The sequence below is a fragment of the Streptomyces sp. NPDC087787 genome (assembly GCF_044743035.1).
Lineage (GTDB): Bacteria > Actinomycetota > Actinomycetes > Streptomycetales > Streptomycetaceae > Streptomyces.
On record NZ_JBIUVQ010000002.1, the window covers coordinates 1 to 15,222 of the forward strand.

Consider the following 15,222-nt stretch of genomic DNA (forward strand, 5'->3'; position numbering starts at 1 on the left):
AGCTTCGACCCCTGCCTCCCCTGCGGCGTCCACATGTACCTCGGCAACGGCAAAACCCTCACCACCACCCACACCCCCACCTACGGAACCGACCATGTCTGACACGGAGCAGAGCACCCGGTCCGGCCGGCTCGCGGACCCGGACGTCGAGGCGCGGCTCGCCCGGCTCGACGAACTCCTCGCGGGCCTCGAGGCCGCTCCGGGGCCGACCGTGCGGTCCGCCCTGGAGGCCGTGCGGCTGCTGACCGAGGTGTACGGCGAGGCGCTGGGCCGCGTGCTCGACCGCGCGGACGGTGAACTGACGGGGCGTCTGGCCGAGGACGAGCTGCTGGGCCATCTCCTGGTCCTGCACGAGATCCACCCCGAGCCGGCCGAGCGCCGGGCGGAGCGCGCGGTCGAACGGCTGCGCCCGGCCGTCCGCGAGCGCGGCGGCGACGTCGAGTGGGTGGGCCTGGAGGAGCGGGTGGCCCGAGTACGGGTCACCACGGGCGGCGGCGGGTGCGGTGCCGGGTGCGGCGGCGGCACGGACGACGTGGGCGAGGCCGTCCGTGCCGCCGTGCTCGCCGCCGCTCCCGAACTGGCGGCGGTGGAGGCGGTGGCCGCCGCGGCCGAGCGGCAGGCGGCCCCGGCGTTCGTCCCCCTGGACACGCTCATGCGCCGGGGTGCGCCACAGCCGCAGGAGCCGCGGTGACCGGGGACGGGGCGCTGGCCCGTCTCATCCGTTCCTCGGCCGGCGGCAGAGCCGCGGCGGCGGGCGAGGTGTGCGATCTGTGCGCCGCGCCGGTGCCCGAGGACCACCGCCATCTCTACGACACCGCCGAGGCGGAGGTGCGGTGCGCCTGCGGCCCGTGCTCGGTGCTCTTCGCCGGGGACGGGGCGGGCGGCGGGCACCACCGGCTCGTCCCCCGGCGCCGGGTGCGGCTTCCGCACGTCGACACGGCGGCGCTGGGCGTGCCGGTCGGCCTGGTCTTCTTCGTGCCGCGCGCCGACGGCACGGTCACCGCCGAGGGTCCGAGCCCGGCAGGTTCGATGCGCTGGGAGGTGGACGCGGCGGCCTGGCGGCAGTTGGCCGGCCGGATCCCCGAACTCGGCGGCATGGAGGCCGAGGTGGAGGCGCTGCTCGTCAACACCGTCCAGGGCATGGACCACCACTGGATCGTGCCCGTCGACGACTGCTTCCGGATGCTGGCCGTGGTCCGCCGCGAGTGGCGGGGCCTGTCCGGCGGGGGCCGGTTGTGGCCCGCCGTCGAGCAGTTCTTCGCGGAGCTGACCGAGCGGAACTGACCGTACGGAACTGGCCGATCAAAGCTACCGAACGGAGCTGGCCGGCATGCACGAATTGTCGATCGCGACCGCGATCGTGGAACAGGCCGACGAGGTGGCCCGCGCCGAGGGCACGGGCCCCGTCTCGGTGGTGACGGTGCGGGTGGGCGAGCTGGCCGGGGTCGTACCCGACGCGCTGAGCTTCGCCTTCGAGGTCGCCCGCGAGGGCACCGCCCTGGCCGGGGCCCGGCTCGTCGTCGAACAGGTGACCGCGCACGCCCACTGCGTGCCGTGCGACGCGGAGTTCCCGGTCGGCATGCCCCCGTTCTTCTGGTGCCCCCACTGCGACCGTCCCTCGCGGGACCTGCGCAGCGGACGGGAGTTGGAGATCACCGCCATCGAGCCCGCGTCGTCGCCGACGCCCTGACGGGCCGTCCGCCGGCCGGACGGCCCCGCCGGTGCCCGACGCACCGGCGGGGCCGTTCGGCACTGCGGGTCAGCAGATACGAGGCAGTTGCTCCCCCAGCGGCAGATCGACGACCCGGGTGCCGCCCAGGCCGGTGGCGACGACCACCATGCCGGGGTGCTCGGCGACGCACTCGCCGATGAGCACGGCTTTGCCGCCCTGCGGGTGGGCACGCATCGCCTCCAGGACGGCCTCCGCCTCGGTGGGCGGCACGAAGGCGACGAGCCGGCCCTCGTTGGCCACGTACAGCGGATCCAGGCCGAGGAATCCGCAGGCGTTCGCGACCGCGTCGGGGACGGGGATGGCGCGTTCGCTCAGCCGGATCCCGGTGCCGGAGGCGCGGGCGATCTCGTTGAGGGAGGCGGCGAGACCGCCCCGGGTGGGGTCGCGCAGCACGTGGATGTCCGGGGTGACGGCCAGCATGGCGGCCACCAGGTCACCCAGGGGCGCCGTGTCGCTGGCGACCTCGACGCCGAACTCCAGGCCCTCCCGGACGCTCATGATCGCGACGCCGTGCAGGCCGATCGGGCCGCTGACGATGACGGCGTCGCCCGGCCGGGCGCGCTGCGGGCGGATGTCCACGCCCTCGGGGACGAGGCCGACGCCGGCGGTGGTGACGTACACGCCGTCGCCGTGTCCGGCCTCCACCACCTTGGTGTCGCCGGTGGCCACGGTGACACCCGCGGCCTCGGCGGCGGCGCCCATGGCACGCGCGACCCGGTCGACCACGGTCAGCTCCACGCCCTCCTCCAGGACGAAGGCCGCGGAGAGGTAGGCGGGCCGGGCGCCGCTCATCGCCAGGTCGTTGACGGTGCCGTTGACCGCCAGGTCGCCGAGGCTGCCGCCGGGGAAGAACAACGGCCTGACGACGTAGGAGTCGGTGGAGAACGCCAGCCGGGTGCCGCCGAGGTGGAGGACGGCGGAGTCGCCCATGGCGGCGAGGACGGGGTTGCCGTAGGCCGGGGTGAAGACGTCCTGGATCAGTTCGGCGGACAGCGCGCCGCCTCCGCCGTGGCCCATCACCACGACCGGCTGGTCGCGCAGCGGAGCGGGGCAGGTCCAGTTCGCCGGGTCGACGGGGGCGTCGGCGGTGGGGGAAGCCAGTTCAGCCAACGGGGTTCATCTCCTCCTGCGGGATGCGGGAGCCCTGCGGCGCCGGGGCGCCCGGTGAGGCCTGTCCGGTCATCCGGCGGTACAGGTAGTAGGCGGCGCAGGCACCCTCGTTGGAGACCATGGTGGCGCCGAGAGGGGTGCGCGGGGTGCAGGTGGTGCCGAACGCGGAGCACTCGGTGGGCTTGATCAGCCCCTGGAGTACCTCGCCCGCGCGGCACACGGCGGGTTCCTCGGTGCGGATGCCCGCGACGTCGAAGCGGTGCTCGGCGTCGTAGTCGCGGTAGGCCTCGGACAGCCGCCAGCCGCTGGCCGGGATGCGTCCGATGCCGCGCCAGGACCGGTCGGCGACCTCGAAGACCTCCTGGAGCATGGTCAGGGCGGCCGGATTGCCCGCCTCGCGCACGGCGCGCGGGTAGGCGTTGTCCACCCGGTGCTCGCCCCGTTCGAGTTGGTGCACGGCGCGCCGGATGCCTTCGAGGATGTCCAGCGGTTCGAACCCGGTGACCACGATCGGGACCCGGTGCCGCTCGGCGAGATCCGGGTACTCGGCGGTGCCCATGACGCTGCACACGTGCCCGGCGGCGAGGAAGCCCTGCACCCGGCAGGCCGGGGCCGTCATGATCGCCTCGATGGCCGGTGGCACCCGGACATGGGAGACCAGCAGGCTGAAGTTGTCCAGGCCCAGGCGGCGGGCCTGGTGCACGGCCATGGCGTTGGCGGGAGCGGTCGTCTCGAAGCCGATGGCGAAGAAGACCACCTGCCGGTCCGGGTGCCGCCGGGCGAGCTGGAGGGCGTCGAGCGGCGAGTACACCACCCGTACGTCCCCGCCCTCGCCCTTGACCCGGAACAGGTCCCGGTCGGTGCCCGGCACCCGCAGCATGTCGCCGAACGAGCAGAAGATCACGTCGGGACGGGCGGCGATCTCCAGTGCCTTGTCGATGACTTCGAGGGGAGTCACGCACACCGGACAGCCGGGGCCGTGGATCAACTCGACTTCCTCAGGCAGCAGTTGGTCGATGCCGTGCCGGATGATCGAGTGGGTCTGGCCGCCGCAGACCTCCATCAGCGCCCACGGCCGGGTGACCGTCGCGCGGATCTCGTCCAGCAGCCGCCGTGCCAGCTCGGGGTCGTTGAACTCGTCGATGTACTTCATCAGGCCTCACTCCCGCTCTTCTCGCGTTCCCCGGATCCCAAGGCGTGCGGGGCCGGATCGCCGGCCTGCTCGGCCGCCTGGGCCCAGGCGTCGCCGAACTCCTCCTCCAGCAGCCCCAGTTCCTTGAACAGCTCCAGGGACGCCCGGGCCGACTCCTCGTCCAGCCGCTGGAGGGCGAACCCGACGTGGACGATCACGTACTCCCCCACCCGCACATCGGGCAGGTACTCCAGACACGCCTGTTTCTGCACCCCGCCGAAGTCGATCAGACCGGTGAGCGGGTCGGCGCGGTGGTCGATGGCCACGACTTTGCCGGGCACTGCCAAACACATGGGTCACTCCGTCTCGTCGCTGTCGGTCGTCCGCCGGCTTCGCGGCCCTCGCGCGGGTCCCGGCCCGGTCGGCTCATCCGGCGGCTTCCTGGCGCCGCCGGTGGTGTGGCTCGTGTGCCGCGACCACGAGCTGTCCCAGGGCCAGTCCGCCGTCGTTCGGGGGGACTTCGCCATGGCGCAGGACGGTGAAGCCGTCCGCGGTGAGCAGCGCGGCGCACGCGTCCTCCAGCAGCCCGTTGGCGAAGACACCGCCGCTGAGGACGACGGTGGTCAGGCCGGTGGCGGCGCGGGCGCGGTGGCAGATCTCCGCGACGGCCCGCGCGAGGCCCCGGTGGAAGCGGGCCGCGAGGACCGGCGGCGGGGTGCCGCGCCGCTGGTCGTCCAGGAGCGCCCGCAGCATGGGCGCCGGGTCGCAGCCGAGGGGGCCGGGGCCGTCGGTGAAGCCGAAGGGGTACGCCGCGCTGTCGGCGTCCCGGGCCAGGGTCGCGGCCGCCTCCAACTCCAGCGCGGCCTGCGCCTCGTAGCCCGCGCGATGGCACACGCCCGCGAGGGAGGACACGGCGTCGAAGAGCCGGCCCGTGCTCGAGGTCGGCACACAGGCCAGGCCACGCTCCAACTGCTGCTGCAGCAGCGTCCGTTCGTCGGCGGTGCAGGCGGCGACGCTGGGCAGGCGGGGGTCCCAGGGCAGTCCCGCGGCCCACAGCCGGGCCAGGGCGAGCCGGCAGGGGTTGGCCACGCCCGCGTCGCCGCCGGGCAGCGGGGCGGGGGTCAGCCGGGCGTAGCGGCGGTGGCCGGTGTAGTCGGCGAGCAGGAACTCGCCGCCCCAGACGGTGCCGTCGTCGCCGTATCCGGTGCCGTCGAAGGCGACGCCGATGACGGGCGAGGTGCCGTCGAGGCCGTGCTCGGCCATCGCCGAGGCGATGTGCGCGTGGTGGTGCTGGACCAGTACGGGCTCCGGCCGCGGAAGCCCGGCGGCGCGGCGGCGCGCCCAGCGGGCCGAGTGGTAGCCGGGATGGCGGTCGGCGGCGACCAGGGCGGGGGTCACTCCGGTCAGGCGCAGCAGGTGCCGTTCTGCCCGGTGGGCGGCCTCCTGGGTGGCGAGCTCCCCCATGTCGCCGATGTGCGGCCCGAACCAGGCCTGCTCGCCGTCGCCGACGCACGGGGCGTTCTTCAGGTCGCCGCCCACCGCGAGCGCGGGGCGCACCGCGATCGGCAGGCGCAGGGGGCGGGGCGTGTAGCCGCGGGAGCGGCGCAGGACCTGTTCGGTGCCGTCGGGGCGCACCCGCAGCAGGGAGTCGTCGCAGGGGCAGGCGATGGGCCGGTCGTGGGCGAGCCAGGCGTCGGCCAGTCCGGCGAGCCGGGTCAGCGCCTCCTCGTCGTCGGTGACGATGGGTTCGCCGGAGCGGTTGCCGCTGGTCATCACGAGTGCGCGCGGGCCGGGGGGATCGCCGGGCAGCCCGAACAGCAGGGTGTGCACGGGGGTGTAGGGCAGCATCACGCCGACGTGGGGGCTGCCGGGGCAGACCTCGTCGGACAGGCGGAGCCCGTCCGGCCGTGGTCGGCGGCGCAGCAGGACGATGGGCCGCCTCGGGCCGGTGAGCGCGGCCCGTTCGCGGTCGGTGGGGCAGGCGATCCGCTCGACGGCGGCGAGGTCGGCGCACATCACGGCGAACGCCTTGCCGCCGCGTTCCTTGCGGGCCCGCAGGGTGGCGACGGCGCGGGCGTCGGTGGCGTCGCAGGCCAGGTGGTAGCCGCCGATGCCCTTGACGGCGACGATCCGTCCGGCGGCGAGCAGGGCCCGGGCGGCCGCCAGGGCGGCCGCGTCCCGGGCCGGGCGGAGCCCGCTGCCCGCTGCGGGGACCAGGCGCAGCCGGGGGCCGCAGGCGGGGCAGGCCACGGGCTGGGCGTGGAAGCGCCGGTCGGCGGGGTCGGTGTACTCCCGGGCGCAGGCGGGGCACATCGGGAAGCCGGCCATGGTCGTGACGGCGCGGTCGTACGGCATGGCGGTGGCGATGGTGAAGCGGGGGCCGCAGTGGGTGCACGTGATGAAGGGGTGCCGGTGGCGGCGGTCGTCCGGGTCGGCCAGTTCGCGCAGGCAGTCGGCGCAGGTCGCGGTGTCGGGCGGGAGTTGGGTGCGACCCGGTGAGTGTTCGGTGGCGCGGATGACGAACGGGCCGGTGGCGCCGTCGGCGGGAAGGTCCTCCAGGCCGATGCCGGTGACGGCGGCCAGCGGGGGCGGCTGCCGGGCCAGCCGGTCGCAGAACCGGGTGACGTCGTCGGGCGGCCCCTCGATCTCGATCAGCACGCCGGCGGCGGTGTTGCCGACGAAGCCGGCCAGCGCCAGGTCGGCGGCCAGGCGGTGCACGTACGGCCTGAAGCCCACGCCCTGCACGGTGCCGCGCACGGTGAGGCGGCGGCGTACCGGGCCGGTGACGGGTGCGGTCATGAGACGGGGGTGGTCGCCGGGTGCGGATGGGTGTGGTGGTCGTGGGCCTGCTCGCCGTCGGCGGCGTGGTCGTGGACGTGGGGGTGCGGGGTGAGCGGCGGCCGGTGCCGCGGGGCGCCGTCGCGGGCGGCGAGCGCGTGTTCCAGCACGATGTCGACGCCGTCGCCGGTGCGCGCGCAGGTCCGTACGATCTCCACGCCGGGGTTGACCTGCCGCACATGGGCCCGGAAGGCGCTCTCGTCGAAGCCGGCGGCCTCGGCCAGGTCGGTCTTGGTGACCACGACCAGGTGGGCGGAGCCGAACGCGGTGGGGTACTTCAGTGGCTTGTCCTCGCCCTCGGTCACCGCCATCAGCACGATCCGCAGGGTCTCGCCGAGGTCGTACGACGCGGGGCAGACGAGGTTGCCGACGTTCTCCACGAACAGCACCGCCGTGTCCTCAGGCAGCCAGCCCTCCAGCCGGGAGCGGACCTGCCGGGCCTCCAGGTGGCAGAGTCCGTCGGTGAGGACCTGCTGCACCGGGGCGCCGGAGCGGGCCAGCCGGCGGGCGTCGTTCTCGGTCGCCAGGTCCGCGGTCAGCGCGGCCACCGGGACGCCCCGTTCGACGGCGCGGGCGAGTACCCGGCCGAGGAGTTCGGTCTTGCCGCTGCCGGGGCTGGACAGCAGGTTGACGGCGGCCACGCCCTGCCGGGCCAGGTCGCCGCGCAGGGTGGCGGCGAGGTCGTCGTTCTTGGCGAGGACGGCCTGCTTGACGTCGACGGACCGGCACATGGCGCTGCTCCTGGGAGTCGGCTCGGGGCGGGGCGGGAGAGGCAGGGCGGGCGGGGGCGGGGCCCCTCACCGATCTTCGGCCGCGTCGGTGGCGAGGTGCGGGAGCGCAGCCGTGTGCGCGGGGGCGGATTCCTCCGTGCGGACCAACGGCGGGGTGGCCGTGGGGTCGGCGAGCAGCACCGGGATCATGGTGTGCAGGGCCTCGACGGCCGGGGCGACGGCGTCCCGCACCGGGTCGCTGAGCCCGGGCATGATGTCCTCGTCGCCGCGGGGCCGCACCTGGGGCTCGCAGGCGAGCACGAGGACACGCGGGAGCGGCCCGTCGCCCAGGTGGGCGGCCAGGGCGAGCACCTTGGCCGGGTCCATGCCGTGGGCCTCCGGCGGGGCCGCGGCGCCGGTCTCCGGGTCGGGGAGTTCCGCCTCGATCAGGGACAGGGTGCCGGGCCGGTGTCCGCGCGGCGCCGCGTCGACGAGGACGGCCGTGTCGTAGCCGTCCAGCAGTTCGTAGGCGAGGTCGAGGCCGCGGATGCCGTAGTCCCGCACCCGGACCACGGCCGGCAGCGGGCGGATGCCGAGGGCCTGGATCACCTCGGGGCCGAAGGCGTCGTCGGCGAGGAAGATGTTGCCGACACCGGCGACCAGGATCCGGGCGGCGGGCGGCGGCGTCATCGGGTGCCTCCGGTGAGCGGGGCGGGGGCCGGGGTCAGGGGACGGGCGCAGGCGCCGGGGAGTTTGCGGACGAAGGCCGAGCGCAGTGCGTGGTAGGGGGCGGTGGGGTCGAAGAAGATGTCGTGCATCCGGGCGAGTTCGGCGTGCCGGTGGTCCGCGAGCGGCCGTACGGCCTCGTCGCGTGCGCGGGCCGACGCCTTGGCGTCGATGCGCCGGCCGAGGTCGGGTGCGTCGGCGAGCGCGGCCGCCATGCGGTCCACCTCGGTGGTGAACTCCCCGGCGGGGACGGGCACGAGACGGTCCACCAGGCCGAGGCCGTGCGCGGTGGCGGCGCTCACCGGAAGGGCCTCGGTGGTCAGCCGCCCGGCCGTGCCGGTGCCGGTGCGGCGCGGCAGGCTGTAGGTCCAGAACTCCGAGCCGTACAGGCCCATCCGGCGGTAGTGCGGGTTGAGCACGGCGCCGGTGCGGCACCACACCTCGTCGGCGGCGAGGGCGAGCATGACGCCGCCCGCGGCGGCGTTGCCGCCGAGCGCGGCGACGACCAGCCGGTCGGTGGTGCGCAGCACCGCCTCGACCAGGTCGTCCATGGCGTTGAGGTTGGCCCACGACTCGGCGGCCGGGTCCTCGGACGCCTCGATGACGTTCAGATGGATGCCGTTGGAGAAGAAGTCGCGGGTGCCGCCGAGGACGAGTACCGGGGTGGGGCGGGAGAGGGCGTGGCGGTAGGCGGCGAGCAGTCTGCGGCAGTGGCCGGTGCTCATCGCGCCGCCGGGGAAGGAGAAGGTGACGAAGCCGACCTCGCCGCGCTGCCGGTAGCGGATGTCGGTCCAGGTGCGCCGGTCCGGGGGCAGTTCGAGCGGGACGGCGGCCTCCGGGAGGCCGGTCGGGCCGAGGACCGAGGCGGCCGGGCGTTTGAAGGGGGCGGGGTCGCCGGAGTTCTTGCGCGGCCTGAGTTCCGGGATCCACACGGCCCCGTCCCGGGTGGCCCGGCACACCGCTCCCGCCCGGGTGGCGAGCAACTCTCCCGGACGGCCGCGTAGTTGGTCCTCCGGGTGGCCGCCGTGCAGGAACAGTTCACGGCCGTGGAGTTCGTCGAGGACTCCGGGCTGCGAGTCGGCGCCTCTCAGCTTGCGCAGCACGGTCGCCGTGCTGTCGTTCTCCCAGTCGACGCGGCGCCGCTCCTGGCGCAGGAAGCCGCGCCGGACGACGCCGACGGAGGGGTCGCTCTGCGGCAGCGGTTTGAAGGAGCCCTCCGCGTAGCGCCGTACGGCCAGGAGCACGGCGGCCACGGCGGCGTCGGAGGCCTCGTTGCGGTACAGGTCGCTCTTGCCGACCGGTGCCGTAGGGAACGGCACGGCCGCCCAGATGGCACCGGCGTCCATCGCCGCCTCGGCCTGGAGGACCGTGACGCCCCACTCGGGTGCCTGGTCTGCGATCGCCCAGTCCAGCGAGGAGGGACCGCGGTCGCCCGGTGGGCCGGGGTGCACGATGAGGCAGGTGTGCTCCCGCCACACGTCCTCGGGCAGCGCGGTCTTGAGCATCGGCGCGATGACGAGTTCCGGGTTCGTCTCGGTGACGGCGGCACGGACGGCGTCGGGGCCGTGCGCGGCGAGCACGACGTCGACGTGGTGGCCGTGGTCCGTCAGTTCGGCGTGGACGCGCTGGGACAGGCTGTTGAACGCACTGGCGACGAGCAGAATGTCCATGACGCGGCATGGTGTCCCCTTTGCCGGGCTCCGGAAAGGACCCCGGCGGAAGGTTCGTCCGTCTGCCTCAGACACTCTCCGCCGTCCGCGTCAGGCTCCCTTTTCATCCGGATCGCCCGGCGCGCCACTTCACTACTTTCCGATCATATGATGTAACAGTCTGTGCATGAATAATCGGCAGAACATCGACAGAGCCCCCGGCCGCCACCCTCGCCGTCGCGCGCTGCACGGGACCCTGCTGGCCGCGGCGACCACCGCGGCACTGGCCGGCGGACCCCAGGCGACGGCGGCTCCGGCCGTCGGTCTCGGTCCCGACTGGGAGGCCATCGCCGCCTGCGAGTCCAGCGGCAACTGGAAGGCGAACACCGGCAACGGGTACTACGGCGGGCTCCAGTTCCGCCAGTCGAGCTGGGTGGCCGCGGGCGGCCTGAAGTACGCGCGCCGGGCGGACCTGGCCTCGCGCAGAGAGCAGATCGCCGTGGCCAGGCGGCTCGCCGTCCTCCAGGGGATGTCGGCCTGGGGTTGTTCCTGACGGCACCTGGCGCCGCGCCGGCGGACGGTCAGCACAGCACGGCGAGCGCGCCGGGCAGCACACGGGCCGTGACGGGCAGCACCGCCTCGACCTCGCCGTCGGCGCCGTAGGGCACCTCCCGGTCGGCGGCGATCCGGATCCGTCCGCCCCGCAGGATCCGCACCTCGGGGCGCTCGACGTGCGCGCCCGACTTCAGCTCGTTCATCAGCGTGAAGAAGAGCCGTCGCGGTGCCTCGCGGATCATCACCACGTCGAGCAGGCCGTCGTCGACGCGGGCGCCGGGCGCGATCATGCGACCGGAGCCGTAGAAGGCGGAGTTGGCGGCCACCACGGTGTAGCCGCGGTGGATGTGCTCCTCCCCGTCGACGGTCACGTGGTAGGTCGCCGGTCGCCAGGTGGCCACGGCACGCAGCCCGCCGGCGTAGTAGGAGGCGGCGCCGCGCAGCAGCCGGGAGTTGTTCGCGTGCCGGTTGGCGAGCGCGTCGACGCCCGCGTACACGCTGCCGAGGACGACGGTGCGCGGGTGCGCGGCCGACTCCACCTCGACGGTGTCGACGCGGCGCGGGGCGCCGTGCAGCAGGATGCGGGCCAACGCGGCCGGATCCTCGGGCAGTTGGAGCGCGCGGGCGAAGTCGTTGCCGCGGCCCGCGGGGACCAGGCCCAGGAGGGTGGCGGTACCGCTGAGGGCTCCGCCGATGCCGCCCGCGATGCCGTCGCCGCCCACGGCGAGCACCACGCGGTCGCGCTCGCCGGCCCGGCGGGCGAGGTCCTGGGCGTGGGTGAGGCTGCGGCTGTACTCGGTCTCCACCCCGGCGCCGGCCTCCCGGAGCAGCCTGGCCACCCGCAGCAGCGCCGCGGCCCCGGCGGATCCGCCCGCGGTGGGGTTGACGATGGCGGTGAACTGTCGCATCGGTGGGGCCTCCGGGACGGAAACGGGGTGGGGCGGGGGGCAGTCGGGGTCAGTCGAGGGGCAGCAGGACGCCCGGGTTGAGCAGGCCGTCGGGGTCCAGCCGGCGCTTGACGGCCCGCAGCGCCTCGACGCCGAGCGGGCCGGCCTCCCGGACGTATCCGTCGCGGTGGTCGGTGCCCACGCCGTGGTGGTGGCTGATGGTGCCGCCCGCGGCGAGGATCGCCTCGTTCGCGGCCCGCTTGGCGGGCGCCCAGTGCGCCACCGGGTCGTCGCCCTGGGCGCTGACCACGGTGAAGTACAGCGAGGCGCCGTTCTCGTAGACGTGCGAGATGTGGCACATCACCAGGGGCGGGGTGCCCGACTCGGTGAGCGTGGTGGTCAGCGCCTCCCGGACGGCGGCGTACAGCCCGGGGATCCGGGACCAGAAGGCGGCGGTCTCCAGCGTCTCGGCGAACGCGCCCGCGTCCAGGAGGGAGTCGCGCAGGTAGGGCGCCGAGTAGCGGCCGTGGGCCCAGCGCTCCCCCGGTTCCTCGCCCAGGCAGGTGCCGCCGCATTCGCGCAGCACGGCCGCGGCCCGCCGCCTGCGGTGCGCGGTGTCCTCGGCGGTGCCCTCGTAGCCGGCGATCGCCTGGCAGCCGGCGGCTCGTTGGCTGTCCGGGGAACCGATGGCGTCGGGCTGGGCGAGGCCGATCAGGGTCTCGGTCTCGTCGGACAGGCGCAGCACGGTCGGGCGCGGCCCGTCCTGGGCGAGCCGGCGCAGGGCCGCGGCGCCCTGCTCGAAGGAGGCGAAGCGCCAGCCCTCGTACACGCGGATCTGCGGGAGGGGACGCAGGCGCACGGTCACCGAGGTGATCACGCCGAACGCGCCCTCGGAGCCGAGGACGAGCTGGCGCAGGTCGGGTCCGGCCGCCGAGCGCGGGGCGCGGCCGGCCTCCACCGTGCCCTCGGGCGTGGCGAGGGTGAGGCCGAGCACCATCTCGTCGAAGCGTCCGTACCCGGCGGAGGCCTGCCCGCTGGAGCGGGCGGCGGCGAAACCGCCGAGGGTCGCCCACTCGTAGGACTGGGGGAAATGGCCGAGCGTGAAGCCGTGTCCGGCCAGCAGAGCCTCCGTGTCCGGGCCGCGCAGGCCGGTTTGCAGGGTGGCGGTACGGGAGACCGGGTCCAGGGCGAGCAGCCGGTTCATCCGGCGCAGGTCCAGGGCGACGAAGGGGCGCCGGCGTTCGGGGGCGAGACCGCCGACGACGGAGGTGCCGCCGCCGTACGGGACCAGCGCGAGGCCGTGGGCGGCGCAGGCGCGCAGCACGGCGAGTACGTCGTCGTGGTCCGCGGGGAGCACCACGGCGGCCGGGACGTCCGTGACGTCGCCGTCCCTGATGCGCAGCAGGTCCGGGGTGGACTTGCCGCGGGTGTGGCGGATCCGGGATTCGCCGTCGGTGCGGACGTGCGCCTCGCCGCCCACGGCCTCACCCAGGGCGCGGAGCGCGTCCGCGGTCAGCGGTGGGGCGGGGACGCGGATCTCCTCCAGGGCGACCGGCCCGGACCCGCGGGGCTTGACGCCGAGCAGGTCGCGCAGGAGTCCGGTCACCGGCTCGGGCAGCGGTGTGGCCCTGGCCGGGTCGCCCCAGCCGCTCCACAGCATGTCCATGGGGTGTTCCTCACCGGTCGTGTCGAAGGAGACGTGCGTTACACTGTGACACATGACGCCTATTCGTCACAACGGTTCGGAGGGGCCGGCCCGCTCCGGCCGCGCAGACCGCCCCGCCCGTTCGGACGGGGATCCCGTGCTCGACGCCGTGCGCGACTGCGTCCTGGCCGTCGGCGTACGGCGTACGACCCTGACGGACGTGGCCCGCCGCGCGGGTGTGTCCCGGATGACGCTCTACCGCCGCCGGCCCGATGTGCGGTCCCTGGTCGGCGACCTGATGACGCGGGAGTGGATCGCCGTGGCCGTCGGGGCGATGCCGGAACGCACGCCCGGGACGACCGCGCGCACGCTGATCGTCGACGGGCTGGTGGCCGGGGTGAGGGCGTTCCGCGCCCATCCGCTCTTCCGCAAGATCGTCGACGTGGACCCCGAGCTGCTGCTCCCCTATGTGCTGGACCGCCGGGGAGCCAGCCAGGAGGCCCTGCTGTCCCTGCTCGCCGACCACCTGCGCGAGGGCCACGACGACGGGTCGGTGCGCGCCGGCCACACCGAGCGGCAGGCGCGGTCCCTGCTGCTGGTCGTGCAGTCCTTCACGCTGTCGCTGCGCACCATGACCGAGGAGGACGACCCCGAACTCGACAGCGAGGCCTTCCTCGCGGAACTGCGGACCCTCCTGGAGAGGACCCTGACGCCATGAGCCCCGGCACCGGCCCGGCCGTTCCCGCCCGCACGGCTCCGGGCACCTCGCTCACCGCCGCCCGCCGCGCCCGCGAACTGGCCAGGACCGTCGGCGGTCCGGCCGTGGACGTCCTGGTCGTCGGCCTCGGCGCGACCGGCGCCGGGGCCGCACTGGACGCCGCGGCGCGCGGACTGACCGTCGCCGCGATCGACGCGCACGACCTGGCCTTCGGCACCTCCCGCTGGAGTTCCAAACTCGTCCACGGCGGACTGCGCTACCTCGCCTCCGCCCAGTTCGACGTCGCCCACGAGAGCGCGGTCGAACGCGGTGTGCTGATGGAACGCACCGCTCCCCATCTGGTCGGCGCCCAGCCGTTCGTCCTGCCCCTCACCCCGCTGGTCTCGCGCGGGCAGGCCGCCCTGGCCCGGGCCGGCTTCCGCGCGGGCGACGGGCTGCGGCTGGCGGCGCGCACCGCCCGCACCACCCTGCCGGTGCCGCGCAGGCTGTCCGTGGTGGAGACCCGGTGACCGCGATCGCCCGCACGGCGGCGGGGCGCGGCGCCCGCGTCCTGACCCGGGTCCGGGCCCTGGAACTCACCGGCTCGGGGGCCCGGGTGCGGGACGAGCTGACCGGCGAGGAGGGCGAGATCCGGGCGCGCGCCGTGATCAACGCCTCCGGGGTGTGGGCGGGCGGCCTGGTGGACGGCATCCGGGTCCGGCCCTCGCGCGGTACCCACCTCGTGCTGCGCCCCGGTGTGCTCGGTCCGCTGCCGGCCGGGCTGCACATCCCGGTCCCCGGGGAGGCCAACCGCTTCGTCCTGGTCCTGCCGCAGGACGACGGCCGGGTCTACGCCGGGCTCACCGACGAGCCCGTCGGGGGCGGCGTCCCGGACGTGCCGGAGGTCCCCGAGTCCGACGTCGGCTTCCTGCTCGACGTACTGGCCTCGGCCCTCGACGTGCCGGTACGCCGCGACGACGTGGCCGGGGCCTTCGCGGGGCTGCGTCCGCTGCTGGACACGACGCCGGCGAACGGGTCCGACTCGGCGCCCCGGACGGCGGACATCTCCCGCAAACACGCGGTGCTCACTTCTCCGGACGGCGTGGTCACCGTGGTGGGCGGCAAGCTCACCACCTACCGGCGCATGGCCGAGGACGCCGTCGACACCGCCGTCGCCGCGCACGGACTCGGCGCGGGCCCCTCCCCCACGGCCTCCCTCCCCCTCGTAGGCGCCGCGTCACCACGGACTCTGGCCTCGCTGCCGGCCCCGCGCCGCCTGGTCCGCCTCTACGGCACGGAGGCACCGGCCGTCCACGCCCTGGGCGCTCGTGACCCGCACCTGCGCGCCCCCGTACTGGAGGGCCACCCCGTCACCCGCGCCGAACTCCTCTGGGCCGCACATCACGAGGGCGCCCTCGACGAGTCCGACCTCCTGGACCGCCGCACCCGAATCGGCCTGATCCCCTCCGACCGGACAAGAGCTCTGGGGGCCGCCCGAGAGGTGCTGGGCGAGACTCCGGGCTCCCGGTGAAAGGGCCCCT

14 protein-coding genes and 1 pseudogene are annotated in these 15,222 nt (G+C 75.0%); 6 read left to right on the plus strand and 9 right to left on the minus strand.

The features are described from left to right. The first annotated feature begins 94 nt into the window (after positions 1-94). Genes ACIOWN_RS04040 through hypA form a run of 3 tightly spaced genes read left to right on the plus strand, consistent with a single transcriptional unit; the run spans position 95 to position 1,690 of the window. Positions 95-691: a NifU family protein gene (locus ACIOWN_RS04040; RefSeq protein ID WP_362348653.1), complete on the plus strand. Its 597-nt coding sequence runs from the start codon at positions 95-97 to the stop codon at positions 689-691. Continuing rightward, positions 688-1,284: a DUF5947 family protein gene (locus ACIOWN_RS04045; RefSeq protein ID WP_362348651.1), complete on the plus strand. Its 597-nt coding sequence runs from the start codon at positions 688-690 to the stop codon at positions 1,282-1,284. Before ACIOWN_RS04040 ends, ACIOWN_RS04045 begins: the two co-directional genes overlap by 4 nt. A gap of 46 nt (positions 1,285-1,330) precedes the next feature. Next, complete coding sequence (hypA, locus tag ACIOWN_RS04050) at positions 1,331-1,690, plus strand: hydrogenase maturation nickel metallochaperone HypA (protein WP_362348649.1); 360 nt, start codon at positions 1,331-1,333, stop codon at positions 1,688-1,690. Positions 1,691-1,759: 69 nt separating this feature from the next. Here hypA and hypE read toward each other — a convergent pair whose 3' ends face one another. The 7 genes from hypE to ACIOWN_RS04085 form a co-directional block, all read right to left on the minus strand. Then, on the minus strand, positions 1,760-2,842 hold the full coding sequence (hypE, locus tag ACIOWN_RS04055; protein ID WP_362348648.1) for a hydrogenase expression/formation protein HypE: 1,083 nt from the start codon (positions 2,840-2,842) through the stop codon (positions 1,760-1,762). After that, positions 2,835-3,995, minus strand: a complete 1,161-nt coding sequence (gene hypD / locus ACIOWN_RS04060; RefSeq protein ID WP_362348646.1) for a hydrogenase formation protein HypD — start codon at positions 3,993-3,995, stop codon at positions 2,835-2,837. Before hypD ends, hypE begins: the two co-directional genes overlap by 8 nt. Continuing rightward, positions 3,995-4,327 carry a HypC/HybG/HupF family hydrogenase formation chaperone gene (locus ACIOWN_RS04065; protein WP_362348644.1) on the minus strand — a complete coding sequence of 111 codons (333 nt, stop codon included), beginning with the start codon at positions 4,325-4,327 and terminating at the stop codon, positions 3,995-3,997. The genes hypD and ACIOWN_RS04065 overlap by 1 nt, the downstream gene beginning before the upstream one ends. A 73-nt stretch (positions 4,328-4,400) precedes the next feature. Continuing rightward, entirely contained in the window at positions 4,401-6,773 is a 2,373-nt protein-coding gene (gene hypF, locus ACIOWN_RS04070; protein WP_401980266.1) for a carbamoyltransferase HypF, read from the minus strand. Next, on the minus strand, positions 6,770-7,543 hold the full coding sequence (gene hypB, locus ACIOWN_RS04075) for a hydrogenase nickel incorporation protein HypB (protein WP_362348640.1): 774 nt from the start codon (positions 7,541-7,543) through the stop codon (positions 6,770-6,772). Before hypB ends, hypF begins: the two co-directional genes overlap by 4 nt. A 66-nt stretch (positions 7,544-7,609) precedes the next feature. After that, positions 7,610-8,212, minus strand: a complete 603-nt coding sequence (locus ACIOWN_RS04080) for a hydrogenase maturation protease (RefSeq protein WP_362348638.1) — start codon at positions 8,210-8,212, stop codon at positions 7,610-7,612. After that, positions 8,209-9,918, minus strand: a complete 1,710-nt coding sequence (locus tag ACIOWN_RS04085) for an enoyl-CoA hydratase-related protein (protein WP_362348636.1) — start codon at positions 9,916-9,918, stop codon at positions 8,209-8,211. The genes ACIOWN_RS04080 and ACIOWN_RS04085 overlap by 4 nt, the downstream gene beginning before the upstream one ends. A 166-nt stretch (positions 9,919-10,084) precedes the next feature. Between ACIOWN_RS04085 and ACIOWN_RS04090 the strand changes: the two genes are divergently transcribed. After that, entirely contained in the window at positions 10,085-10,450 is a 366-nt protein-coding gene (locus ACIOWN_RS04090) for a transglycosylase family protein (RefSeq protein WP_362348634.1), read from the plus strand. A gap of 28 nt (positions 10,451-10,478) precedes the next feature. Here the strand turns inward: ACIOWN_RS04090 and ACIOWN_RS04095 are convergent, their stop codons facing one another. Both ACIOWN_RS04095 and ACIOWN_RS04100 read right to left on the minus strand, forming a co-directional pair. Next, the gene (locus ACIOWN_RS04095) at positions 10,479-11,360 is read right to left on the minus strand and encodes a YegS/Rv2252/BmrU family lipid kinase (RefSeq protein WP_362348632.1); all 882 of its coding nucleotides are present in this window, start codon (positions 11,358-11,360) and stop codon (positions 10,479-10,481) included. 49 nt (positions 11,361-11,409) lie between these two features. After that, positions 11,410-13,005 carry an FAD-binding oxidoreductase gene (locus tag ACIOWN_RS04100; protein ID WP_401980631.1) on the minus strand — a complete coding sequence of 532 codons (1,596 nt, stop codon included), beginning with the start codon at positions 13,003-13,005 and terminating at the stop codon, positions 11,410-11,412. A 52-nt stretch (positions 13,006-13,057) separates the two neighbouring features. Between ACIOWN_RS04100 and ACIOWN_RS04105 the strand changes: the two genes are divergently transcribed. After that, positions 13,058-13,702 carry a TetR/AcrR family transcriptional regulator gene (locus tag ACIOWN_RS04105; protein WP_362348630.1) on the plus strand — a complete coding sequence of 215 codons (645 nt, stop codon included), beginning with the start codon at positions 13,058-13,060 and terminating at the stop codon, positions 13,700-13,702. Next, positions 13,699-15,212, plus strand: a pseudogene (locus ACIOWN_RS04110) (glycerol-3-phosphate dehydrogenase/oxidase). The gene ACIOWN_RS04105 and the pseudogene ACIOWN_RS04110 overlap by 4 nt, the downstream one beginning before the upstream one ends. The last annotated feature ends 10 nt before the right edge of the window (positions 15,213-15,222 follow it).